Source organism: Paenilisteria newyorkensis, from assembly GCF_000766145.1.
Classification (GTDB): domain Bacteria; phylum Bacillota; class Bacilli; order Lactobacillales; family Listeriaceae; genus Listeria_A; species Listeria_A newyorkensis.
The window spans coordinates 1-22973 of the sequence record NZ_JNFB01000047.1 but is presented as its reverse complement, the minus strand read 5'-3'; the positions used below and the strand labels follow the sequence as shown (position 1 = coordinate 22973).

General features: G+C 44.0%; 23 protein-coding genes, 2 tRNA genes and 2 rRNA genes. 6 read left to right on the top strand and 21 right to left on the bottom strand.

Going from position 1 to position 22973, the window contains the following annotated elements:
* Positions 1–401 precede the first annotated feature (401 nt).
* Positions 402–1874: an AcpB/EbpR/MafR family transcriptional regulator gene (locus EP58_RS16445; protein ID WP_036095032.1), complete on the bottom strand. Its 1473-nt coding sequence runs from the start codon at positions 1872–1874 to the stop codon at positions 402–404.
* A gap of 254 nt (positions 1875–2128) precedes the next feature.
* Positions 2129–2755, bottom strand: coding sequence for an SH3 domain-containing protein (locus EP58_RS16440; protein WP_077917968.1), 627 nt, complete (start codon positions 2753–2755; stop codon positions 2129–2131).
* Between the two features lie 346 nt (positions 2756–3101).
* On the opposite strand from EP58_RS16440, the gene EP58_RS16435 reads away from it, so the two are divergent.
* Complete coding sequence (locus tag EP58_RS16435; RefSeq protein WP_036095028.1) at positions 3102–4151, top strand: lactonase family protein; 1050 nt, start codon at positions 3102–3104, stop codon at positions 4149–4151.
* A gap of 59 nt (positions 4152–4210) precedes the next feature.
* On the top strand, positions 4211–5248 hold the full coding sequence (locus EP58_RS16430) for an oxidoreductase (protein ID WP_036095026.1): 1038 nt from the start codon (positions 4211–4213) through the stop codon (positions 5246–5248).
* Positions 5249–5297: 49 nt separating this feature from the next.
* Here EP58_RS16430 and EP58_RS16425 read toward each other — a convergent pair whose 3' ends face one another.
* The 6 genes from EP58_RS16425 to EP58_RS16400 form a co-directional block, all read right to left on the bottom strand.
* The gene (locus tag EP58_RS16425; protein WP_036095024.1) at positions 5298–5702 is read right to left on the bottom strand and encodes a VOC family protein; all 405 of its coding nucleotides are present in this window, start codon (positions 5700–5702) and stop codon (positions 5298–5300) included.
* A 29-nt stretch (positions 5703–5731) separates the two neighbouring features.
* Positions 5732–6037, bottom strand: a complete 306-nt coding sequence (locus EP58_RS16420) for a hypothetical protein (RefSeq protein WP_036095022.1) — start codon at positions 6035–6037, stop codon at positions 5732–5734.
* Positions 6038–6056: 19 nt separating this feature from the next.
* A complete protein-coding gene (locus tag EP58_RS16415; protein ID WP_036095020.1) occupies positions 6057–6743 on the bottom strand; it encodes a histidine phosphatase family protein in 687 nt (228 codons plus the stop codon).
* Between the two features lie 109 nt (positions 6744–6852).
* Complete coding sequence (locus EP58_RS16410; RefSeq protein ID WP_036095019.1) at positions 6853–8337, bottom strand: peptide MFS transporter; 1485 nt, start codon at positions 8335–8337, stop codon at positions 6853–6855.
* 97 nt (positions 8338–8434) lie between these two features.
* Positions 8435–9616: an iron-containing alcohol dehydrogenase gene (locus EP58_RS16405; RefSeq protein WP_036095018.1), complete on the bottom strand. Its 1182-nt coding sequence runs from the start codon at positions 9614–9616 to the stop codon at positions 8435–8437.
* A gap of 154 nt (positions 9617–9770) precedes the next feature.
* Positions 9771–10079: an antibiotic biosynthesis monooxygenase family protein gene (locus EP58_RS16400; protein ID WP_036095015.1), complete on the bottom strand. Its 309-nt coding sequence runs from the start codon at positions 10077–10079 to the stop codon at positions 9771–9773.
* 174 nt (positions 10080–10253) lie between these two features.
* Here EP58_RS16400 and cbpA point away from each other — a divergent pair, with 174 nt between their 5' ends.
* Complete coding sequence (cbpA, locus tag EP58_RS16395; protein WP_036095013.1) at positions 10254–10895, top strand: cyclic di-AMP binding protein CbpA; 642 nt, start codon at positions 10254–10256, stop codon at positions 10893–10895.
* Positions 10896–11040: 145 nt separating this feature from the next.
* Positions 11041–11958: an ABC transporter substrate-binding protein gene (locus EP58_RS16390; RefSeq protein WP_036095011.1), complete on the top strand. Its 918-nt coding sequence runs from the start codon at positions 11041–11043 to the stop codon at positions 11956–11958.
* 42 nt (positions 11959–12000) lie between these two features.
* Here EP58_RS16390 and EP58_RS16385 read toward each other — a convergent pair whose 3' ends face one another.
* Positions 12001–13173, bottom strand: coding sequence for a serine hydrolase domain-containing protein (locus EP58_RS16385; protein ID WP_077917967.1), 1173 nt, complete (start codon positions 13171–13173; stop codon positions 12001–12003).
* Positions 13174–13455: 282 nt separating this feature from the next.
* On the opposite strand from EP58_RS16385, the gene EP58_RS16380 reads away from it, so the two are divergent.
* The gene (locus EP58_RS16380; RefSeq protein WP_036095009.1) at positions 13456–14472 is read left to right on the top strand and encodes a tagatose-bisphosphate aldolase; all 1017 of its coding nucleotides are present in this window, start codon (positions 13456–13458) and stop codon (positions 14470–14472) included.
* 83 nt (positions 14473–14555) lie between these two features.
* Here EP58_RS16380 and EP58_RS16375 read toward each other — a convergent pair whose 3' ends face one another.
* From EP58_RS16375 to EP58_RS16345, 7 genes are all read right to left on the bottom strand, one after another.
* Entirely contained in the window at positions 14556–15521 is a 966-nt protein-coding gene (locus EP58_RS16375; RefSeq protein ID WP_036095007.1) for a tRNA dihydrouridine synthase, read from the bottom strand.
* A 105-nt stretch (positions 15522–15626) separates the two neighbouring features.
* Complete coding sequence (gene rpsI / locus EP58_RS16370) at positions 15627–16019, bottom strand: 30S ribosomal protein S9 (RefSeq protein WP_036065752.1); 393 nt, start codon at positions 16017–16019, stop codon at positions 15627–15629.
* Positions 16020–16040: 21 nt separating this feature from the next.
* On the bottom strand, positions 16041–16478 hold the full coding sequence (rplM, locus tag EP58_RS16365; protein ID WP_036095006.1) for a 50S ribosomal protein L13: 438 nt from the start codon (positions 16476–16478) through the stop codon (positions 16041–16043).
* A 367-nt stretch (positions 16479–16845) separates the two neighbouring features.
* Positions 16846–17586 carry a tRNA pseudouridine(38-40) synthase TruA gene (gene truA / locus EP58_RS16360; RefSeq protein WP_036095005.1) on the bottom strand — a complete coding sequence of 247 codons (741 nt, stop codon included), beginning with the start codon at positions 17584–17586 and terminating at the stop codon, positions 16846–16848.
* Positions 17587–17601: 15 nt separating this feature from the next.
* Positions 17602–18399: an energy-coupling factor transporter transmembrane component T family protein gene (locus tag EP58_RS16355; RefSeq protein WP_036095003.1), complete on the bottom strand. Its 798-nt coding sequence runs from the start codon at positions 18397–18399 to the stop codon at positions 17602–17604.
* Positions 18396–19268: an energy-coupling factor ABC transporter ATP-binding protein gene (locus tag EP58_RS16350; RefSeq protein WP_036095001.1), complete on the bottom strand. Its 873-nt coding sequence runs from the start codon at positions 19266–19268 to the stop codon at positions 18396–18398. Before EP58_RS16350 ends, EP58_RS16355 begins: the two co-directional genes overlap by 4 nt.
* Entirely contained in the window at positions 19244–20083 is an 840-nt protein-coding gene (locus EP58_RS16345; protein ID WP_036095000.1) for an energy-coupling factor ABC transporter ATP-binding protein, read from the bottom strand. Before EP58_RS16345 ends, EP58_RS16350 begins: the two co-directional genes overlap by 25 nt.
* 372 nt (positions 20084–20455) lie before the next feature.
* Here EP58_RS16345 and EP58_RS16340 point away from each other — a divergent pair, with 372 nt between their 5' ends.
* Entirely contained in the window at positions 20456–21349 is an 894-nt protein-coding gene (locus tag EP58_RS16340) for an acetamidase/formamidase family protein (RefSeq protein WP_036094999.1), read from the top strand.
* A 40-nt stretch (positions 21350–21389) separates the two neighbouring features.
* On the opposite strand, the gene EP58_RS16335 is transcribed toward EP58_RS16340, so the two are convergent.
* The 5 genes from EP58_RS16335 to rrf (EP58_RS17920) form a co-directional block, all read right to left on the bottom strand.
* Entirely contained in the window at positions 21390–22469 is a 1080-nt protein-coding gene (locus EP58_RS16335) for a winged helix DNA-binding domain-containing protein (RefSeq protein WP_052171491.1), read from the bottom strand.
* 84 nt (positions 22470–22553) lie between these two features.
* Positions 22554–22669 (bottom strand): 5S ribosomal RNA (gene rrf / locus EP58_RS16330).
* Positions 22670–22690: 21 nt separating this feature from the next.
* Positions 22691–22763: transfer RNA gene (locus EP58_RS16325), tRNA-Thr, on the bottom strand.
* A 56-nt stretch (positions 22764–22819) separates the two neighbouring features.
* Positions 22820–22892 (bottom strand) — tRNA-Asn (locus EP58_RS16320).
* A gap of 10 nt (positions 22893–22902) precedes the next feature.
* Positions 22903–22973, bottom strand: a 5S ribosomal RNA gene (rrf, locus tag EP58_RS17920); the annotation flags it as partial.

Below are 22973 nucleotides of genomic sequence, written 5' to 3'. Positions count from 1 at the left end.
TTACTAGAACTAATATTACTACCTTCCGTTCTTTTTTTTTACATGAAAATATGGTCAAAAATCACTTTCCCATATATTTTCAACTTGATACTACATTACTAATGATCATTTATTCCTTCTGTGCTAATCGTATTCCTTGCTAAAACACGGTTAAGTCAGCGTCACAATTTCGACTTTTTTTTATGACTTCTGAATGTCTTTGCCTATGAATTTACACTATAACTAAGTTTTATTGTTGATTTTATTACACTCGTTAGTTCTTGTTGTTAATTCTATTAAACCATTTTTAGTTTTCGATTAGAAATCAAATTTGGCTTCAACATCCGCCATTCCATTTTCAAATAAAAAACTCTAGTATCCGCAATTGCTGGCACTAGAGTTTCTCTCTACTATTTTATTATCTACAGGATTTCATCCATATAAAAAACGATACTCCTAATTTGCTCCCAATCATATTCTGTCGGTACCCGTTCAGTCTTATACATTTCACAATTCAGAATTTCATTATCATCCTTATAATTGCAGACAACAACATCCACATTAAGTTCTTCCACAATCTCATTAGTAGCGTGATGATTCGTAATAAGCGTGATTTCAACATTTTTAATATTGAACTTTTCTACTAATGTTGTTAAATAATTCAGGTAAGCGTTTGGACCATCGAATGTAAATAAAATATGTCGTTTACGTTCCTTGAGTTGTTGATTATATGCAAAATAATGAGTAAACATCGCCAGATTCACTGCGACATCTTCTATATACTCTATTTTAGCGATTTGTTTAATCGGGTCATTTGCCAATAGCTCTGTCCATTTATAAAACAAAGCCGCATGCCTACTTTTTATAAAACGATTCACTTCAAAAACATTTTTTTGAAATAGTGGTGTTAGTTTAGATAGTAATATTTGATTGCGTAGATAGGCAATGAAAACGGTTAATTCTGATTTTTCAGGCGAGCCTAGTCCTAACTCTTGAAAAGATTTCATTAGAAAAGCATCGACCGCATCCATTTCTGTCTTTGTATGAAAACCGCTTAACACCTTGTCTCCTGAATATACATAGGTGTCCATTGTCAACAAATCCATATAAACAATCTCATCTTCTGGTACACCCGCAGCAGGTAACATCGGAATTAAAATTTCTGCTAATTTGGCTATAACCTGGTAGGTATCCATTTGCGTTTGCAGTTTTTTTAGCTCTGGGTTTATTTTGACGAAATGCCCTTGTTTAATTCGTGTATTTACTACCATAATCCAGTATAGTGCCCTTCTATGCTGCAAAGTATTACTGATTTTTGTGATGTCGTCATATCCAGCTAATGCTTTCTTATGCAACTCATACTCAGCTTCTGTTGGGTGGCTTATCGTTGAGATATCATTCATACTATAGAAGAAGTTGAAAAAGAAATGTCGAATATTTACTTCCTCACCAAGAAATGCTATCGGCGTTAATGATAATTCAAGCTTAAATTCCTTTAATATATTTCTCAAGTATGTTAAATATCTGTGCAGCGTCGATGTCGATAGAAACAATTCATCTGCCCACTCATCGATACTTTTGGACTCTCCCTGAAAAACACCGTTCACAATAAGAAGCAACGGCGATTCCTCAGAGATTTTAACTATCAGATCATCGACGTAATGCGTGTGATTAATGGAATAGCCATACACCGTATTTAGTTCTAATATTTCTTGTTCTGGAAACGAGTGCTCGATATCCTTGATGTCTCTCGATAGCGTTCTTTTGGAAATATCCAAATCCTCTGCAATCTCATCTACTGTGAGAGGGAATTTAGCGTCGTAAATTTTCTGCAATACCTTGATTTGTCGCCTAACCTTTTTTTCTGCAATTAGTTGTAAAAAGAAATGATTCATACAAAACACCCCCATAAAATAAGTAAAAAAATTTACGTGTTCTTGCATCTCATTATACCCAGCCGATACAAAAAAGCAATTCACAGCTCTTTTTTGGCGCAACAAAATAGGACGCTAACTGATCTGTAAAAACCAGTTCGCGTCCTATTTCGTACTTCGTGGGGGGAGTTTGTGCAAAAATCTATGTGATGAGTTACTCATTTTTGTGATGCAATCCTACTTACTTCACAACTTTCACTCTTGTTGCAGAAAACTTATTTTAGGTTCAAAAATTGTGTGCCTACATAGCCTGTTTTGCCATTGTAAATGACTTTGCTCCAACCATGATTGTCTGCTACAAATGTTACTTTTTCACCTTTTTTCAGTGTTCCGAGGATCTTAGCTGTTTTACTTGCGTCAGCGCGAACGTATACGGCTGATTTAGCAGTGACTGTTTTTGTTGCGGCTTTTTTAACTTCTGGTGCTTTTTTCGGTGCTGTCGTTGCTGCTTTTGTTGAAGGTTTTGTTGGTGTTACAGCTTTTGCTGGTTCTGCTTTCTTCACTGTGCTAACTTGTTTGCCTGGGATGTTTAGGAAGCGAGTGCCGACGTAGCCTGTTTTTCCTTTATAAGTAACTTTACTCCATCCATAATTGTCTTTCACGAAGTAAACTTTTTCGCCTTTTTTCAGTGTGCCTAGTACTTTTGAAGTTGTGCTTTCACCTGCGCGAACGTTCACTGCTGATTTCGCTGTTACCATTTGTGGTTTCGCTGTATAGTGTGTTGTTTGTGCTGCATCTACCGTAAAAGCTCCTGCTGCTACTGTTGTAAATGCTAGTGTTAACGCCAATCCTGTTGCTGCCACCAATTTAGTTGTTTTTTTGCTCATTACGTTGTTCATCATAATCTCTCCTTCAAAATTAGTTTTTATGGGATAATTGCAGTTTTATAAGTTTTCTAAGGGGCGCCCTTTCGATATCTTTATATTACACCATAATTATTTCTAAGTCAATACTTTTATTACGTTTATATTACAATTATTTTATAAATATATCAGATGAACACAGGAAATATCCTGTTTTTTTATATTCAAAGCACTTATTTCGCTAAAAATGTGTTTTTAATCGCTAAAATAAGCACAAATCCAGAAACAATTGTAATAATTTCGTAACATAGTTTTATAAGCCTATACTTTTCTCCAGCTGTGCTATAATAATAAAGAAGATAACGCTTAAAGGAGGAAATGATTTATGGCTAACAAAGAAGCAATCGCCTACATTGGTACATACACCAAAGTAGAAAGTGAAGGAATTTATCGCCTTCATATTGATAAAAAAACGGGTGAAATTACGCAGAATAAGCTTGCTGGCGAAATGGATAATCCGACTTACCTGAAATTAACAGATGATCAAAAATACCTTTATTCCGTGGCGAAAGACGGTGAAAATGGCGGAGTTGCTGCTTTTGCGGTTAAAGAAGATGGCTCTCTAGACTATTTGAACCAAGAAGTCCAAGCTGGAAATCCTCCTTGTTATGTCGATGCATCGAAAGACGGCGCTTTTGTCGTTTCAGCGAACTATCATTTAGGAACAATTGTGGCTTACCCAACAGAGAAAAACGGCGCACTAAAAGCTCCAAGTTCGTCGGTTCAACACGTTGGTACTGGCCCGAACAAAGAGCGTCAAGAAAAGGCACATGCCCATTTTGCAGGATTCACGCCGGATGAGAAATTTGTCATCACGTGTGATCTTGGAACGGACTATGTGACGACGTATGCGCTGAACGATGGTAACCTTGAAAAAGTGAGCGATTTGAAAGTCAAAGGCGGAAGTGGTCCTCGTAACCTTGTTTTCCATCCTAATGACAAAATTGCATACATTATGACCGAAATGGCGGCTGACGTTGTTGTCGCGGCTTATGATGAAGCCACTGGCGCCTTGACGGAAATTCAAAGCATCCCTTCTTTACCAGCTGATTTTAGTGGTGAAAATAAAGGTAGCGCGATTCACATTTCCAACGACGGTCGCTTCCTCTATGTTTCTAATCGCGGGCAAGATGCGGTTGTGACTTTTGCGATTGATGCAGAAGGTAAATTGAGCTTGGCGGCAACTACTCCTGTGGAAGGCGTTGGTCCTCGTGACTTTGACCTTGATCCGAGCGGTGAAATTTTGCTAGTATCCAACGAAAACACGAATAATGTCACCGTATTTGGCGTGAATAAAGAAACCGGCGTGCTGACGTTACTTCAAAAAGACATCCACGTTCCAGAACCAGTTTGCGTGAAATTTATTAATGAGTAAATAAAACAAGAGGCCCCAGCGCGCAAACGTTCGGAGCCTCTTTCTTAGGAGGAAGATTTATGACTTTAACTATTGGTTATATCGGATTTGGGAAGAGCACGACGCGGTATCATATGCCTTATACGCTCATCCGCGACAATATCCGCATTAAGACGATTTACAATCACCGCCGCAAGCCTGAACTCGAGGCGGAATATGCGCAACATCAAATCGAGTTTACGGATAATCTGGATGTGCTTTTGCAAGACGGCGAAATCCAGTTGGTAAGCATTTGTACGCCGGCAAGCACGCATTATGACCTCGCTAAAAAAGCCCTAGAAAACGGCAAAAATGTGCTGGTCGAAAAACCGTTCTGCACGACTTCGGAGGAAGCGGAAGAACTATTCGCGCTCGCTAAATCAAAAGGCTTAATCGCGATGGCGTATCAAAACCGCCGCTTCGATAGTGATTTCCTAGCCGTTAAAGAAGTGTTAGCTAGTGGCAAATTAGGCGACCTTGTCGAACTCGAATCGCATATGGATTACTACCGTCCAGAAGCTCCCGACGCGCCCGGCGAATATTATGACGGCGCTTTTTACGGACTTGGCGTTCACATGATGGACCAGATTATCGATCTATTCGGCCGTCCGGAAGAAGTCAGCTACGACATTCGCTCCGTCCGCAATCCGAACAATCCTGATGACACATTCGAGGTGCAATTCTTCTATCCAACGTTGAAAGTCATCGTCAAAACGAGCCATTTAGTGAACATTCTCTATCCAAAATTCATTCTACACGGTACAAAAGGTAGTTTTGTCAAATACGGTATCGATCAACAAGAAACGTATCTGAAGGCTGGCGTGATGCCCGGCGAGACCGATTTTGGCGTTGACCCAGAAAGCAGCTATGGCACGCTCGTTTATGTCGATGCAAACGGCGAAACAGTAGAAGAAACCGTACCAACACCGCTTGGCGACTACGGCAGGCTTTACGATCAGCTCCACGACGCCATCCTAAACGGCACACCAAAACTAGTCAGCGATGAAGAAACGCTAACCAACATGACTATTCTAGAACAAGGCTTCACTGGCAAAAATCCACGCGTGATAACGTTATAAAAATAAGGTCCACCGCTCCTATTTTCGAGAGACGGTGGACCTTTTTAATTTACCAGACTAATTGCCATGTAACGCCGAATTTATCGGTTACCCATGTTACTTTTTTGAATGGTGGTAATTCGATAGGACCCATCATAACAGAGCCCCCGTCGGAAAATGCTGCGAATAAGCGATCAAATTCTGATTCCTCTTCGCATTGCACCAAAATCGTTGTTGCCCATGAAAATGGTGTCGCGTATTCGGCTTCCATATCCATGACCATAAATGATTGACCGCGAATCTCAAAGGTACCGTTGAGCAGTTTGCCGGTTTCGCCACGATCGTTCTCGCCAATATACGTCTTCCCTAACGCCTTCGCATCTTTGCCAAACAATTCAACGTAGAAATCCATCGCCGCCTCTGCCTCACCACTAAACGTTAAAAAAGTAGAAACTAAACTATTCGTTTTATACATAATTCTCATTCCTCCATCTCACTTATTTATTACATCACGCCGATTAATATCAATAAGAAGAAAATAATCCAGAACACGATATACGCCATCGAAATAATAAATCCGATAATTGGGAAAAAATTGCGTTCGCGTTCTCTAGCAATTCCTGAAATTGATAAAATCAGCGTTAAAACCGCCACTCCAAAAATCACAATAAACCAATTACTCGCCGTGACAAATCCAATCTCCACTGGCTTCATAAAAATCATAACAATACATAGAATTCCTAGTAAAAATGCCATAAAGCCTAAGAAAGTTGTTCGTTTTTTGATCGGTACTTCTTCCATGTCATTCATTGTTCTTCATCCCTTTATCTTAATTTTTAACGACCCCACGCGCTACGTATTGCATATCGTTCGCCGATTCCACCGTGTATTTGCCGTTTTCATAGCTGATTTTAGTCACACTCGCATTTTCAATCGGACCATCGACACGCGTTGGATCAAGTAGCGAAAGCAAGATATTAATGACCATCCCGTGACAAATAACGAGCACATTGCCATCCGATTGCTCACTACAAATCAAATCCAGCGACTGCAACAACCGCTCGGTGAAAATATCCCAATTCTCCGCCATGCCAGTCTCATCCATATCCGCTACCGCATCGATCATAACCCGCGGCGCATCGTGCTTATGTACTTCAAAAAACGCCTCCACAGAATCAAATCCGTGCATTTTACTCACCGTTTCCCACATAAACAGATTGTATTCGCCTTCAAATTTACCAAAACCGAACTCGCGCAATCCTTTCAACTGATTCACAGGCAATTCAAAAGCCCCATGTCGCATCACGATATCCGCCGTTTCAAGCGTCCGTCCACGATCACTTGTATAAAGCGCTTCAAACTTCGTATCCGCGAGTCCTCGTCCCAACTGCTCCGCCACAAGAACGCCCTCTGCTGTCAGTGGCGAATCCGCCCAACCTTGCACCCGCTCCGTCGTATTCAGCATCGTTTTTCCGTGCCGCGTCACATATAAAGTCACTTTCCCAGCCATTTTCACAAGCACCACCGTTTCTTAAAAAGATACCCTTAGTGTATCAAGCCCAGCGGCGTTTTGCAATGAAAGAAGGCGCTCTTCTCGCAATAAGAAAAACGCCCAATCTCATGAATCAATCCACGCCACGCATGTATTTTTTGAGCAGTGGTGCGCCGAGGAATAGTAAAATCGCGAACGCTACCGCACCAAATCCGAAAATCCCGAAGTACAAGATCTCCGTTTTTGCGTTGAAGAATTGCGTTGTTTGCGCGTTAAACGCCTGTGCCATCGAGTCTGACAAGAACCAAACACTCATCGTTTGGGAGGCAAATGCCGCTGGCGCTAGCTTTGTCGTGGCCGATAAGCCGACCGGTGACAAGCACATCTCACCCACGATACAGATAAAGAAGCTCAGCACCAGCCACATCGGACTCACCGCGGTGGTCGTGTTTCCTGCAAGCAATCCCGGCAACATCATAATCACGAACGATAGACCTGCAAAAAACAGACCTAGCGCAAATTTTCGCGGTGTTCCTGGTTGCCGTTTTCCAAGCTTCGTCCAAATCCATGCGAAAATAGGCGATAAAATAATGATGAACATCGGATTCAGTGATTGGAATACACCCGGCGATAATTCAAAACTGCCGACGCTAAGATCCGTTCGGTTTGCCGCAAATAGGGCTAGTGTTGTTGATCCTTGTTCTTCAATCATCCAAAACATGACCGAAATAAGGAACAGAGGTATGTAAGCTGTAAGTCGCGAACGCTCGTCCTTCGTCGTTTTCTTACTCGTCATCATGACAATAAAATAAATAAGCGGGATAATCACACCCATAATCGTGACCGTCATAATCACCGTTTGCAATGTAAATCCGCCTTGCAGCCAAGCCACAATCGTACCAATCGCCGCGATCGCAACTACTAATCCCAACGCCAAGCCAGACATTTTTTTCTTCTCGGCACTTTTTAACGGATTCGGAACTTTTTTCCCAGCATCGCGCAAATACATTTTTCCAGTAATCACGTATACAACGAGGCCCACAGCCATCCCAACAGCCGCGACACCAAACCCAGCGTGGTAACTATTAGCCGAATTCGACACGTTCGTCACGATAAATGGCGCGATAAAAGCCCCCAAGTTAATCCCCATGTAAAAAATACTAAACCCAGCATCGCGTTTTTGATCGCCTTTTGGATAAAGGTCACCAACAACATTCGACACATTCGGTTTCAAAAAGCCCGTTCCAATAATGATAAAGAACATCGACACAAATAACGCCGTCGCGCCCCCTGGAAACGACAGAGCGATGTGCCCAACCATAATCAGGACACCACCGTAAAAAATCGTGCGCCGCGGCCCTAAAATCCGATCCGCCGTCCAGCCACCGATAACGCCAGACATGTAGACAAGCGAACCATAAATCGACATAATCGCCGTCGCTGTAGCCTGTGAAAAGCCAAGCCCGCCATCGACAACCGCCGTATACATATAGAAAATAAGAATCGCGCGCATCCCATAATAAGAAAAACGCTCCCAGAATTCCGTAAAGAACAGCGTCGCGAGCCCTCTAGGATGTCCAAAAAACGTCTTACCACTACTATCTTGAATAGTCCTCATCCTGACTCCCCTCTTCCCTATTAAAATATACTCTCAGTTAGACGCCGAGCCTAAAAACCGCCCAGCGTCCCAAGAGTACAAGAAAAATTAGCCGATATTACAAGGCATTTTTATAAATTTCACGACTAACATCAAGCGTTTGATCCCCACGTTCAGAAACAGCCGTCAAACCATGTTTTTCAAGCTGCGAAACGAGCGCATCCACGACTTCCTCGCCAAGCTCATAATCACTGAAGTGCGTCGGAGCACCTAGTGATTCAAAGAAAGCACGCGTTTTATCGATAGCCGCTTGAATCTTCTCATCATCCGTCCCGTCCGTAATATGCCAAACACGTTCCGCATATTGCAACAACTTCGCGCCCTTCTGCTCTTTACGAATCTCAAGCAGCGAAGGCAACACAATCGCCAGCGTCCGCGCATGGTCAATATGGTACAGCGCCGTAATCTCGTGACCCAAACCATGGCTCGACCAGTCACCCGGAACCCCTTTGTTCAGCGTCCCGTTCAGCGCATAAGTCGCCGCCCACATAAAGTTAGCACGCAGATTATAGTCATGATTCGACTCATCCACCACGTCCGGTCCAATCTCGATCAGCGTCTCAAGCAAGCCTTCCGCAAATCGATCCTGCACCATTCCGCCGACCGGATACGTCATATACTGCTCCATAATGTGCACAAACGAATCAATCACACCATTCGCCAATTGGCGCTTCGGCAACGTATACGTCAACTGCGGATCAAGAATCGAAAACTGCGGAAACGTCACAGCGCTACCAAAACCAAGTTTCGCTTTTTTCTCCACAATGCTCACGACACCGCCACTGTTCATCTCAGAACCCGTCGCAGGAAGCGTCAACACCGTACCAAACGGCAATGCCTCCTTAATCGGAAGTCCCTCACCAATCCCACTACCAAAAATATTAATCGGCTCACTATCAAAAAGCGCGCCCGCCGCAACGAATTTCGTTCCATCAATAACAGAACCACCGCCGACAGCCAGCAAATAATTATAGCCATCCTTCTTCACGAGTTCAATCGCCCGTAACAGCGTCGCGTATGTAGGATTCGCTTCAATCCCACCAAACTCACCAAACGTGTGTCCAGTAAGCGCCTCGCGAACCTTCGCAAGCGTACCAAAACGCTCCACACTTCCGCCACCATAAAGCACTAACACCTTCTTGTCCGTCGGAATCAGTGTCGCCAGTTCGCCGATCCGGTCCTTGCCAAACACGATGTGCGTTGGGTTATAATAATCAAAATTTGCAATTCCTTTATTCATTGTATAAAGTCCCCGCTTTCTTTTTGCCTTAGATTTTGTCACGTATCCATATTATCACAATTCCCACCATCTGTAACGAATGGACCACTACACTATAAATACACCTTTTTACACCAATTCAAACAAAAAAACAGAAACCCCGAAAGATTCCTGCTTAAACTTCAATCATATCATACGACCCCGTCTGCCGCGTCACAACCAATTCCGAGCCACCGCCCCCACCAGTCCGCTTCATCTCACGGTGAAAATAACGATGCTGCTTCATCCACACCGTAAACTGCTCCTTCGACGCCCAGCGCGACACATTCATCACCGTCGACTTCCGCGCGCCTTCCTTCAACCAAACCTCATATCCTAAAAAGCCTTCAAATTCGGCCATTTCTTCGCGATGATGCGCCACAGATTGCAACATTTTTTCCTTATTACCCGTCTCAAACTCAATACTCACCGTTTCAATATGCATAACGCCACCTACTCTTTCTCACTGATAATCATTATCAATAATGTTTTCTCTATTCTAAAGGACACCCCATCGCATTGTCAACTAATTCATGCAGTCATTTCTATACAAATGCAACAAACTGGGGTAGAATAAAAGAGACGCATCCCATACTAAAAAGATTGGAGTGACCGAAATATGTTGATTAAAAATCTTTGCATCCCTAAAATCAACTTAACGACCATTACCGAAACCGCAACACTGAAAGAAACGCTGGACATTTTGGAAGAAGCCGGCTATCGCTGTGTTCCCGTTCTAGATAATAAAGGCGAGAAATTCATCGGGAACATTTACAAAATGCATATTTATCGTCATGCCGCAAACGGAGGAGACTTATCAGATCCAGTAACAAGTCTGATCAAAAACCAAACGAAACATATTGGCATTAATTCTTCTTTTTTCGAAGTTTTCTTCACAATCAAAGAACTGCCATACATCGCGGTCCTAAATGAACAAGGCGATTTTTACGGTATTTTAACACACGGTAAACTGCTCGGTGTTTTGCAAGACGCCTGGAACATCGATTCAGGAAGCTACGTTCTCACCATCGCAACCGGCGAAGTTCCCGGCTCACTAACAAAAATCACAAAAATCATTGACAAACACACAACGATTGCCAGCCTGATCACGATGGATTCTCAAGTAGAAGACTACATCCGCCGCGTTCTCGTAACGTTACCAGCAGGCATCACAGAAGCAGAAAAAGACACGATTGTCGCCAACCTCGAACGAAAAGGCCTACGCGTCATCGAAGTCGAACATTTGAAACTCAAGAAATAAGAACAATACATACAAGAAGTCGGGTCATCAGATTCGGCTTTTTGTGTGCGCAAAAAAATTATTTTCCCAAACCCCTTGAATAATCTCCAGACTACATCTATAATTATCTTATTGAGAATAGTTTTCAATTACAGGAGGTTTAAGGATGAAAAAGAGAAGATTAACAGCACTTCTACTTGTTGTTTTAACGTTAGGGCTGGTACTTGCAGCATGTGGCGGTTCAGGCTCGAGTGATGAGGCGAAGACAGAAGACAAGGCGCGTACACTAACCGATGCGCTAGATCGTAACGTAGTACTACCAGCAACACCGAAGAAAATCGTGGCCATTCAAAACGCGGGGGAACTTTACGCACTAGACATTAAACCGCTTGCCACAACAGAATACTACATGGGAATCTACCCAGACTTCCTAAAAGGCGTTGAAAATATCGGTGGCGACAAGCCAAACGTGGAGAAAATCGCTTCACTAAAACCCGATTTAATCATCATTTCCGATTACCAAAAAGACATGTTGACGAACCTGGAAAAAATCGCGCCCGTTTATGCAACGAAATTCGGCGTGACACCAGACGAGCAACTTACTGATATCGCTAATTTAGTCAATGCCAAAGACGCCGAAAAAACCTACCAAGAAAAATACGCAAAAGAATCCAAAGAAGCAAAAGCAACACTAAAAGACGCTGGCATTGAAAATCAAAAAGCGGCTGTTATCCAATTCTGGGGTAAAGAAATCTATATCCATGACCCAATTGTGTTCGACGGTATCTACACAGGAGCAGGTTTCACACCAACAGAAGCCGCTAAAAAGAACAAAGAAACGAAAGCCATTTCCGCAGAAGCCATTCCAGACTACGTTAGTGATGCCGATCAACTATTCATCCTCACACCAGAAGGCAAATCAACGGATGAGCTCAACACTCTTCTAACAGGAATTTGGAAAGACATCCCAGCAGTTAAAGCAAAACACGCATACACTGTGAACAGCGATGAATGGAGCAACTATACAGCCCCATCCAGAGAATACCAAATGCAAGACGCGATCGACAAAGTAACAAATAAATAAAAACAAAAGGATCAGATGCGCCCCCAAAACGCATCTGATCCTTTAATTATTCAACAACTGATAAATCCGATTATTTACCTTACCGAATGATTTGATATTATTTTGAATGTTCGAAAGCAGTACCACGACCGTTTTCCCGCTATGGCTAAAGCTATTCGACACGTTCCAACCACTCAAAATCCCGTGACTATTATAGCTCCCAGGATCGGCATAGAATCCCATTCCATATCCCGAAGCACTTCCCGCTGTGAACATCTTCTCAAAACTCGTATCATTGATTAATTTCCGTTCCGACAACGCCCGATCAAATAAATACATATCCGTCGCGCTCATATACATATCACCACATCCATAAAGCTGCGATAAATCCGGCAAATAAGGCGTTTTGTAAGTCCCGTCCTTCTGAATACTGTATCCAACTGACGGTTTCTTCTCTTTATCAAACGTCGTATACATCCCCGAATGTTTCATACCCGCTGGCTCGAAAATGTTCTTTTGCACGTAGGTCATCAATTTTTCCCCGCTCAACTGCTCCACAATATAAGCTAGCACGCTATAGTTCGAATCATTATAATCCCATTTTCCAGGCTGACGCTTAATGCCCTGCGCCTCAATATCCTTGATCAAGTCCTCCGGTGTAATTTTCACGTTTTCCTCGGTGTGTCCAACAATGCCCGACGTGTGGTTCAGCAAATTCCGGAGCGTTATGCGATTCCCATTCGGAAAATCCGGCAAATACGTTGCGACCGAATCATTGACGTTCAGCTTGCCATGCTCTTCCAATTGCAGTATCGCCGTTGCAATGACCGCTTTCTGAGACGATCCAATATAATAAACCGTATCCGGCGTATTAGTAACATCCGTATCCCGATTCGCCGCTTTATACCCCTTATTCAGCACAATCTTGCCCTCGCGATACACAAGCGCCGTCCCACTAAAACCGATGCTCTCCAAATACTCATCAATCGCCTTATTATCCGCAACCGTCGCCGTTTCCTTCTCCACTGGCTTCTTCGGTGCCTCCTGTTTCGGCTTCACAGGCGCCTTCTCCGCGCTCTTCTTCTCACCCGCATTTTCCAATTCCGCCGGCGTTATCCATTTCACAGCCACAAAAACCACGACCAACAACACGAAAATCAGCCCAATACCAATATAAAAATCACGTTTCTTTTTGTTGCGCCGTTTCGAGGAGCGGCTCATTTGCTGATTTGCCATGCTTTGTCCTCATTTCCTAGTAAAATTGCTCGCTTCGTCCCCACGAATTTTGACACAATACAATTCCCCGATTTGCACAACTCCTACCCAAAATACTAGCCCATTCACGCCAAAATTGCAACCAGATTCCCGAATTATTTTGTATATAACAATTTTGGTGTTAAAATAGGTTATGCAAGGACATGTTTTCAAAAGTCAAATCTAGGTTTGCGCCCCATTTTCTCAGGGTATTGTAATGAAGTATGCGTTCTAACTAGAAAAAGAAAGAAGGAGATTAGAGTTATGGTACAAATTACAAAAGGTAAATTCGATGGCTTACAAAGACTTTCTAATGATAAAGGAATTATTGCCGCACTGGCGATTGACCAACGTGGCTCCCTCAAGAAAATGATCCAAGAGGCAAAAGGTTCCGAAAGCGACAAAGATGTAGAGGATTTCAAACAAATGGTCTCCGAAGAATTGACACCTTACGCGTCTGCCATTCTGCTTGATCTTCAATACGGTACCCCTGCCATTAAAGCGCGTAACGAGAACTGCGGCCTACTAACCTCTTACGAAAAAACTGGCTACGATGCCACAACTCCCGGTAAACTTCCCGATTTAATTGCTGACTTATCCGCGCTCCGTATCAAAGAAAGCGGCGGCGATGCAGTGAAAATTTTAGTCTATTACGATCCAGATGAACCTGCTGAAATCAACGAAATCAAATACGCGTTCTTAGAAAGAATTGGCGCCGAATGTCGCGAAGTCGATATCCCATTCTTCCTAGAACCGATTACGTACGATGCCAAAGTAACAGATTCAGCCAGCGCCGAATACGCGAAACTAAAACCTGCGAAAGTCAAAGCATCAATCAAAGAATTCTCCAAACCGCGTTATGGTGTGGACGTATTGAAACTCGAGGTTCCAGTGAACTTCAAATATGTAGAAGGCTTCACGGACGGCGAAACCGTTTATACGAAAGAAGAAGCAGGACGCCATTTTGAAGAATGTTCCGATCTAAGCCCACTACCGTTCATTTATTTGAGCGCTGGCGTGACGGCTGAACTTTTCCACAAAACGATTGCCTTTGCGAATGAGCATAAAGTGCAATATAGCGGCGTGCTTTGTGGTCGGGCAACATGGAAAGACGGTATCGAAGTCTACGGTAAACAAGGCGACGATGCTTTGCGCGAATGGTTGCGTACACAAGGCAAAGAAAACATCACATCCCTTGACGGCTTACTAAACGCTGGAGCATCCCCATGGTGGGCGAAATACGGTTCATTTGAAGATGTACATGTGGTTGAAAAACAATAGTTAACCCGTTAAAACACGGTCTTGTCATGAGATCGTGTTTTTGCTTACGAAAAAACACCTCCAAAATTCGAAGGTGCCCCATCTTAGATCTTTCTATCCTGAAAATCAGCTAAAACTCGTCGTACCTCTTCCGTCGATTTCGTCTCCATTAACCTAATTCGCAAATCATTCGCACCAGGAAATCCTTTCACATAAATTTTAAAGAAACGGTGCAATCCGACAATCGAGCGCGGAACCAGTTCAGCAAATTCGTCCTGCAAATCCAACTGCAACTCCAGTAAAGCCAACAATTCCTCCGCCGTATGCTCTTTCTTCTCTTTTTCAAACGCAAACGGATTTTTAAAAATTCCTCGACCGATCATGATACCATCCACACCATATTTTTCAGCCAGTTCCAAGCCCTTTTCACGATCTGGAATATCACCATTTATCGTAATCAGCGTGTTAGGCGCGACACGATCACGAATCGCCATAATCTGGGGAATCAGCTCCCAATGAGCGTCAGCCTTACTCATCTCTTCCCGCGTCCGCAAATGAACAGATAAATTCGCGATATCCTGCTTCAGTAAATGAGTAATCCAGCCTTCCAGCTCCTCCAATTCCGCATAACCAATCCGCGTTTTCACACTAACCGGTATTCCCCCAGCCTTCGCCGCATCAATCAATTCCGCCGCCACTTCCGGCCGCAAAATCAAGCCACTCCCTTTTCCGCGTCTCGCCACATTCGGAACCGGGCAGCCCATATTAATATCAATCCCCTTAAATCCCATCTCCGCCATACCAATACTCATCTCACGGAAAAATTCAGGCTTATCCCCCCAAATATGCGCCACGATTGGCTGCTCATCCTCCCTAAAAACCAACCGCCCCCGCACACTCTCGATACCATCCGGATGACAATAACTATCCGAATTCGTGAACTCCGTAAAAAAGACATCCGGCGCACCAGCCTCTCTCACAACATGGCGAAACACAACATCCGTCACATCCTCCATCGGCGCTAAAACAAAAAAAGGCTTCGGCAACTCTGCCCAAAAATTATCTGCCATTATCTAATCTCCATTTCCTTGTGTCCTATTTATCCCTTGTAGTCAAAAAAACACTCTCCAATTTCTTGGAAAGTGCCTTTTCTAATGTCGATATATAAAAATATATTAACGTTTTGAGAACTGAGGTGCACGACGCGCGCCTTTAAGACCTGGTTTTTTACGTTCTTTCATACGTGGGTCACGAGTTAACAGACCTGCACGTTTCAATGGAGAACGGTAATCTGGTGCAACTTGTAGCAATGCACGTGAAATACCGTGACGGATTGCGCCAGCTTGACCAGTATAACCACCACCGTTTACGTTTACTAAAACATCATAGTTTCCTAGAGTTTCAGTTGCAACTAATGGTTGTTTAATAACTTCGCGAAGAGCCGCGAATGGAATGTAATCTTCCCAATCTCTACCGTTGATAACTACTTTACCATCGCCTGGTACTAAACGTACACGAGCTACTGAGCTTTTACGACGACCTGTTCCATAATATTGTACTTGAGCCACTATATTTCCCTCCTCTTCTAATTATCCGCGTAATTGATACACTGTTGGTTGTTGTGCTGCATGTTCGTGCTCAGCGCCACCATAAACGTGTAATTTCTTGAAAATTTGACGTCCTAGAGAGTTCTTTGGAAGCATTCCTTTGATAGAAAGCTCAAGTAATCTCTCAGGATTGTTCGTACGTAGGTCACCCGCTGTACGTGATTTCAAACCGCCTGGATATTGAGAGTGACGGTAGTAAATTTTGTCAGTTGCTTTTTTACCTGTTAGAGCAATTTTACCTGCATTAATAATAATTACGAAGTCCCCTGTATCAACATGAGGAGTAAATTGTGGTTTAATTTTACCACGTAAGATTGAAGCTACTTCACTAGATAAACGGCCAAGCGGAATACCAGTAGCATCAACAACATACCATTTACGTTCTACTTCGCCTGTTTTCGCCATATAAGTCGTACGCATAATTTTCCCTCCTAGATTTTAAGAAAAATGCGATCTGTAAACTGTTCCATAGCCCACGATCTGCTTTTCGATTTGATTTGTTAAAATTTCCATTGTTTTGTTCAACACAACAACCTTCCGGGGCTTATTGTGGGGCAAACAATACCATAGTCAATAATACAGTCTTTATCTCCAAAAGTCAATGCGATTGAAGAAAAAATTTCAAACTAATTTAAACCCGTCTGTTTTTTCGCAAAACCTATCAGCGCACCGACAAATGCTCAGATACTAGGCAAAGGCGAGTACCAGCGCGGAGTGTAAGATTTGTACATGAGCACTGGAACGGAGCCTTTAACGACGTAGATGAGCGTTTGTCGGTGCGCTGATATTACTTGTAGTGGACTTCCCATAAGTATAAGCCCTGTGGCGGTGCCGTTTTTGCCCCTTGCGTCCGATCGCGCGCTTCTAAATTCGCCTTAACCTGCGCCACTGTCAGCCGATCATTCCCAACATCCAGCAACGTCCCAACCAGAATCCGGACCATATTATACAAAAAGCCATTTCCCTTAAAAGAAAAAATCAGCGTGTCATCCTCTTCCATAATCTCAATCGCATAAATTGTCCGAACCTTGTTCTCACGACTCGATCCAGCCGCACAAAAACTCGTAAAATCATGCTCACCAGTCAGAACATCCGCCGCCTCACGCATCCGCGAAACATCTAATTTATAAGGAAAATGTAGCGTAAAATGCCGCGCAAACGGGTCAAAAAACTCCGAACATTGCACAAAATAGCGATATTCCTTTCCAGTCGTCCCGAAACGCGCATGAAAATCCGACGCCACTTCCTCCACAGAAACAATACTAATATCATACGGCGTGAAAGTCTGCAACGCTTTTCGATATTTTGCCGGTGGAATCGCAAGCGGAGAATCGAAATGAATCACCTGACCTTTTGCATGAACCCCGGTATCCGTTCTCCCAGAGCCAACAATCTTCACCACGTCACCTTTATGCATCCGCAGCAGCGCTTTTTCAATTTCCTCCTGCACCGTCCGCCCATTCGGCTGAATCTGATAACCGACAAAATTAGTCCCATCATATTGAATTACTGCCTTAAATCGCTTCATTTGTCACACCTCTTCTTAAGATCGCAGCCAAACCAACAATGCCGTTACAACCAACATCATCACTAGCAAAAATGTATCCGAAAACCGCCACGCAAGCAGTCTGAATTTCGTCCTGCCCTTACCGCCGCGATAACCACGCGCTTCCATCGCTACCGCCAAATCCTCAGCACGCTTAAACGCACTGATAAAAAGCGGCACGAGTAGCGGCACAATCGCCTTCATCCGGTCTTTTATCGGACCACTTGAAAACTCCACCCCACGGGCCTTTTGCGCCTTCATAATTTTCTCCGTCTCGTCCATCAGCGTCGGAATAAACCGCAGCGCAATGCTTAACATCAACGCCAACTCATGCACTGGAAATCGTACAAATCGCAGCAACGCCAACATATTCTCAATCCCATCCGTCAACTCAATCGGGCTCGTTGTGAGCGTCAAAAGCGTCGTCATAAAGATAATCAACACAAACCGCGCAAAAATCATCGCCCCGTTCATCAACCCGAGACTCGTCACATGAATCGGTCCCCACTCAAAATATGTCGTCCCACCCTGCGTAAAAAACACCTGCAACAACAACGTCAAAATAATCAGCCAAAACACCGGTTGCAGCCCTTTTATAAAGAACATAAACGGTACGCGCGACGCAAATAACAAACTCAATACAAACACAAATAATAACGCATATGTAAGCCAATTATTAGCGAGAAACACAATGATGATAAAATACATCACGGCTGTAATTTTTGCACGAGGATCGAGACGATGTAACCATGATTCGCCGGGGATAAACCGACCGAGAATCATCTTCTCCATCATTGGCTTGCCACGCCCTTCCCGAGGTGCGGCACCATTTCTCCCACCAACTCATCAATCGTCAAACACGTCTTACCAAGCTTCACAGCAAACCGCTCTTCAAAACGGCGTTGAAAATGTACCACATCAGGAACCGAGAGCCCTAAATCCGTCAACGCATCCGGCTGACTAAAAATCTCCCGAGGCGTCGCTACACGTTCCACCGTCCCGCCTTTCATCAAAATCACTTTTTGGGCATAAGTCGCCGCATCTTCCATGCTATGCGTCACAAGAATCGTCGTCAGCCCCTTCGTCCGATGCAGCGTCGCGAACATCTCCATGATCTCCTTACGCCCGTTCGGATCAAGCCCAGCGGTCGGTTCATCGAGCACCAAAACCTGCGGATCCATCGCCAGAACCCCAGCAATCGCCACACGTCGCATCTGACCACCAGAAAGTTCAAACGGCGAACGCGTCAAAATTTCCTCCGTCAAGCCAACCTCAACGATCACCTTCCGAGCCCGCGCCTTCGCATCCTCTTCCGACACACCAAAGTTCAGCGGTCCAAAACAAATATCTTTTTCCACCGTCTCTTCAAATAACTGCGCCTCTGGAAACTGAAAAACAATCCCCACACGCTCGCGCAAATCACGCAAACCCTTCTGCTTCACGCCAGCCTTAATAACCCGATCCCCAAGCGTCACCGTGCCCTCTGTCGGCAATAACAACGCGTTCAAATGCTGCAACAACGTCGATTTTCCAGAGCCCGTATGTCCAATAATCGCCGTATAACTCCCCGAATCAATCGTCACGCTAACATCCTGGAGCGCCCGCGTCTCAAAAGGAGAATTTTTCTGATAACAAAAACCTACTTGTTCGAATGTAATGTCCATAATTGATCCATCAACGCCCCTTCCATCAAGCTCCGATCCGATAGCGCCACGCCAGACTGCTCTAATTTTTCCTGCAACGACGTTATAAAAGGTACACCAAGTCCAATTCGGCGCATTTCATCAGCCTGCGCAAAAACCTCTTTTGGCGTTCCTTCCAGGTGTCGCTCGCCCTTATTCATCACGATAACCCGGTCCGCCATCACGACCTCATCCAAATCATGCGTAATCGAAATCACCGTAATCGCTTCCCGCTCCCGCATCACCCGAATCGTTTCCATCACCTCAGCACGACCACGCGGATCAAGCATCGACGTCGCCTCATCCAAAATAATCACGTCCGGCTGCAAAGCAAGAACCCCAGCAATCGCCACACGCTGCTTCTGACCGCCCGAAAGACGCGAAGGCTCATGTAATGCGTACCCCTGCATTCCGACCTCATCCAGCGCACTCTCCACGCGTTTCACCATCAATTCATGCGGCACTCCATGATTCTCTAAGCCAAACGCCACATCATCCTGCACCGTCGCACCAACAAACTGATTATCCGGATTCTGAAATACCATCCCGACCTGCTTCCTGATATCCCAAATCGTCTTTTCACCCAGTTTGAAGTGTCCAATTTTGACCATACCCTCCGTCGGAAAAAGCAGTCCATTCAACAGTTTCGCAATCGTTGACTTACCAGATCCATTATGCCCAACTAGCGCCAACCACTCGCCCCTTTTCACCGTAAAAGAAACATCCTTCACTGCAAAAATTTCTTCATCCTCATATTTATAACTAACGTGATCCAATTTTACAAAATCATCCGACATCACGCACACCTCACTCTCACACGATCCTATCTATACCCTGCCTATTATAGTACAAAAAAACACCCCACGCAAAGAAAGATTTTCCCGGCCACGCAATCATACAAACAAAATAAATACATTTTTCCCTTTTTAAACACCATAAAATCCACAAAATAGAACTATCAAAACCGCAGTAAATCACCATCTCAAAAATATTTCTGACATTCCAAGCAATAAAAGCCCTTAAAAGCAAACAATCCGACTCAAACTGTTCACAATATGTCCATGTACTTCGTTTTAGAGAGATGCTATACTTTATCAAAGTAATCAAATAAATTTCATTATTCATTGTTACTTGAAGCACCACTACTACAAAAGAAAGGAGAATTTTTGATGCACCCCATGACGAAACAACACGTTATTTATGCAATGGATAAAAACGCAGAACCGAGTATGACAGTTGATAATGGCGCAGTAGTAACGATAGAAACGTACGACTGCTTTGAAAACCAAATTAAATCAGAACATCAGCCATTCCATCGCCTTGATTGGAATAGAGTGAACCCAGCAACTGGTCCCATCTTCATTAAAGACGCAGAACCTGGCGACATATTGGCTGTAACTATAGAGAAAATTCAATTAATTGGCGACGCAACGATGTTAACGGGCCCAGATTTAGGAGTCCTTGGCGACGACCTAACAGAAAACACGATCCGTCAGTTTCCAATTGTAAATAACAAACTTATTTTTTCAAAAGAAATCACCGTTCCCATCAACAAAATGATTGGCGTTATCGGAACAGCACCAGCTGGCGAACCCATCTCATGCGGCACACCAGACGCACACGGTGGCAATATGGACTGCAAAGAGATCACAGAAGGCGTAACACTATTCCTTCCCGTTAACGTCTCTGGCGCCCTGCTCGCTCTTGGTGACGTACATGCAGCAATGGCAGACGGAGAAGTATCCGTTTCTGGCGCCGAAATCGCTAGCCAAATCACGATGCGCCTCCAAATCGTTAAAAATAAAAACTGGCCAACACCGAGTCTAATCAGCGACGAAAAAATCATCACCATCGCATCCGCACCAACACTCGACGAAGCCAGCCTAATCGCAACAAAGAACATGGTTCAACTTTTGACAGACGCAACAAAGACAACGCAAGCCGAAGCCATCATGTTGCTTTCACTTGCAGGCGACCTTCGAATCTGCCAAGTCGTTGATCCAAACAAGACCGTACGTATGGAACTACCACTCCAATACTGGTCTGAAAACCCATTTTTATAAAGAACAAGACACAATCGGTGCACACTATCCGGTTGTGTTTTTATTCATACACCATTCCCTGAAACTGCTTCCCAAGAAACACCGCCAACCGCTCCGCCTCAACGCTAATCCGCTTCCTATCACTCAACGAAACCCGCCCAAAAGCATAACAAGTAAAGCGAATCGTCTCCCCCTTCATCACATACCTCCACGTCCCCCTAATTTCCCCGTCAATCAGCACAACAGCCTCAATATGCCCCGCAGTTCGCCAAATCTCTTTTTCATATTTCGCATCAGCAAGCCATCCCTTATCAGCAAAACTCACAAAGAGCGGATCAAATTTTCCAAGCAATCTCACCTGCGGAATCACATCCCGCTTACCTACATCCAACTCCCCCTCTGGATAATAATAAGCCTTTCCATCAATATCAAAACGCTCCAATCCATCCTCAATCCTCCGAAAAGCCTCCAAAAATGCATAATTCGGCAACCCACTCCAATGCTTAAAATCAGCCAAAGTAGCCGGTCCATAACACGCTAAATAACGAAGTAAAAATCGGTCCATCGCATGCTCATCCACACTATCCCGCCACGAATCTAGCGACATCCCATCTATCCACTTCCGATGTGCATAAAATCGCGTACTAGGTCTTTCTGGCACAGCATAAATCTGACCAAGCAACGAAGCCTCAATCAAGACACCGCCCCACGTCATCAACTTTTTAGCCTGATCCCCCATCAACATCGCCAGTTCCTCTTTTGCTATAAACCGCTTCGATTTCCCGAGCCCGTCAATCCGCTCCAATATCGCATCTAAATCCACACCTAACTCTGCACAATGCTTCCTAACCCACGTTCTTCTTGGCGAATAAATCGCGTGTAAATTTCTCCAATCCTCCGGCACGTATAAATGCACCGTAGTCCGCTGTCCCCAAAGCTTAATAATTTCATTCCGATTATACATCCGATCCAAGTCATTCCTTGTCAATCCATCCACCCGATGAAACAAACTAATCTCACCAAACTGCTGATACTGCGCCTGAATCCCAATCAAATTAGCAACACAATCCCCCACTGTTTCAAAAACATTCCCCAGACCAGAATTAACAATCCGTATATTCTTCACCCCATCTAAATCCAAACCAATCACCCTCCAGTCCTATCTTAACCATAAAAAAATAGCCTACAAATCAATTACGATTTCATAGACTATCATACATCATTTGCCTGGCAATGATCTACTCTCACAGGGGGAAGCCCCCTACTACCATCTTCGCTGAGAAACTTAACTTCCGTGTTCGGGATGGGAACGGGTGTGACCTTCTCGCAATAACCACCAGACATTATTTATATCATATAAAAAGCTTCCAACCAGATTCGAACTGGTGACCTCTTCCTTACCATGGAAGTGCTCTACCTACTGAGCTATGGAAGCACTAATATCATCAGACTTCTAACACACCTCAAAATTCTTAGTAAACAAAAATAAGGCTCCACAGGCAAGACTCGAACTTGCGACCGATCGGTTAACAGCCGATTGCTCTACCAACTGAGCTACTGTGGAATAATACATTGCCCGGCGACGACCTACTCTCACAGGGGGAAGCCCCCTACTACCATCGGCGCTGAAAAGCTTAACTTCCGT

Excerpts from the sequence above, each read along its gene's own strand:
- EP58_RS16445 (WP_036095032.1), bottom strand. The coding sequence starts at position 1,874 with ATGAATCATTTCTTTTTACAACTAATTGCAGAAAAAAAGGTTAGGCGA.
- EP58_RS16440 (WP_077917968.1), bottom strand. The coding sequence starts at position 2,755 with ATGATGAACAACGTAATGAGCAAAAAAACAACTAAATTGGTGGCAGCA.
- EP58_RS16435 (WP_036095028.1), top strand. The coding sequence starts at position 3,102 with ATGGCTAACAAAGAAGCAATCGCCTACATTGGTACATACACCAAAGTA.
- EP58_RS16430 (WP_036095026.1), top strand. The coding sequence starts at position 4,211 with ATGACTTTAACTATTGGTTATATCGGATTTGGGAAGAGCACGACGCGG.
- EP58_RS16425 (WP_036095024.1), bottom strand. The coding sequence starts at position 5,702 with ATGTATAAAACGAATAGTTTAGTTTCTACTTTTTTAACGTTTAGTGGT.
- EP58_RS16420 (WP_036095022.1), bottom strand. The coding sequence starts at position 6,037 with ATGAATGACATGGAAGAAGTACCGATCAAAAAACGAACAACTTTCTTA.
- EP58_RS16410 (WP_036095019.1), bottom strand. The coding sequence starts at position 8,337 with ATGAGGACTATTCAAGATAGTAGTGGTAAGACGTTTTTTGGACATCCT.
- EP58_RS16405 (WP_036095018.1), bottom strand. The coding sequence starts at position 9,616 with ATGAATAAAGGAATTGCAAATTTTGATTATTATAACCCAACGCACATC.
- EP58_RS16400 (WP_036095015.1), bottom strand. The coding sequence starts at position 10,079 with ATGCATATTGAAACGGTGAGTATTGAGTTTGAGACGGGTAATAAGGAA.
- cbpA (WP_036095013.1), top strand. The coding sequence starts at position 10,254 with ATGTTGATTAAAAATCTTTGCATCCCTAAAATCAACTTAACGACCATT.
- EP58_RS16390 (WP_036095011.1), top strand. The coding sequence starts at position 11,041 with ATGAAAAAGAGAAGATTAACAGCACTTCTACTTGTTGTTTTAACGTTA.
- EP58_RS16385 (WP_077917967.1), bottom strand. The coding sequence starts at position 13,173 with ATGGCAAATCAGCAAATGAGCCGCTCCTCGAAACGGCGCAACAAAAAG.
- EP58_RS16380 (WP_036095009.1), top strand. The coding sequence starts at position 13,456 with ATGGTACAAATTACAAAAGGTAAATTCGATGGCTTACAAAGACTTTCT.
- EP58_RS16375 (WP_036095007.1), bottom strand. The coding sequence starts at position 15,521 with ATGGCAGATAATTTTTGGGCAGAGTTGCCGAAGCCTTTTTTTGTTTTA.
- rplM (WP_036095006.1), bottom strand. The coding sequence starts at position 16,478 with ATGCGTACGACTTATATGGCGAAAACAGGCGAAGTAGAACGTAAATGG.
- truA (WP_036095005.1), bottom strand. The coding sequence starts at position 17,586 with ATGAAGCGATTTAAGGCAGTAATTCAATATGATGGGACTAATTTTGTC.
- EP58_RS16355 (WP_036095003.1), bottom strand. The coding sequence starts at position 18,399 with ATGATGGAGAAGATGATTCTCGGTCGGTTTATCCCCGGCGAATCATGG.
- EP58_RS16350 (WP_036095001.1), bottom strand. The coding sequence starts at position 19,268 with ATGGACATTACATTCGAACAAGTAGGTTTTTGTTATCAGAAAAATTCT.
- EP58_RS16345 (WP_036095000.1), bottom strand. The coding sequence starts at position 20,083 with ATGTCGGATGATTTTGTAAAATTGGATCACGTTAGTTATAAATATGAG.
- EP58_RS16340 (WP_036094999.1), top strand. The coding sequence starts at position 20,456 with ATGCACCCCATGACGAAACAACACGTTATTTATGCAATGGATAAAAAC.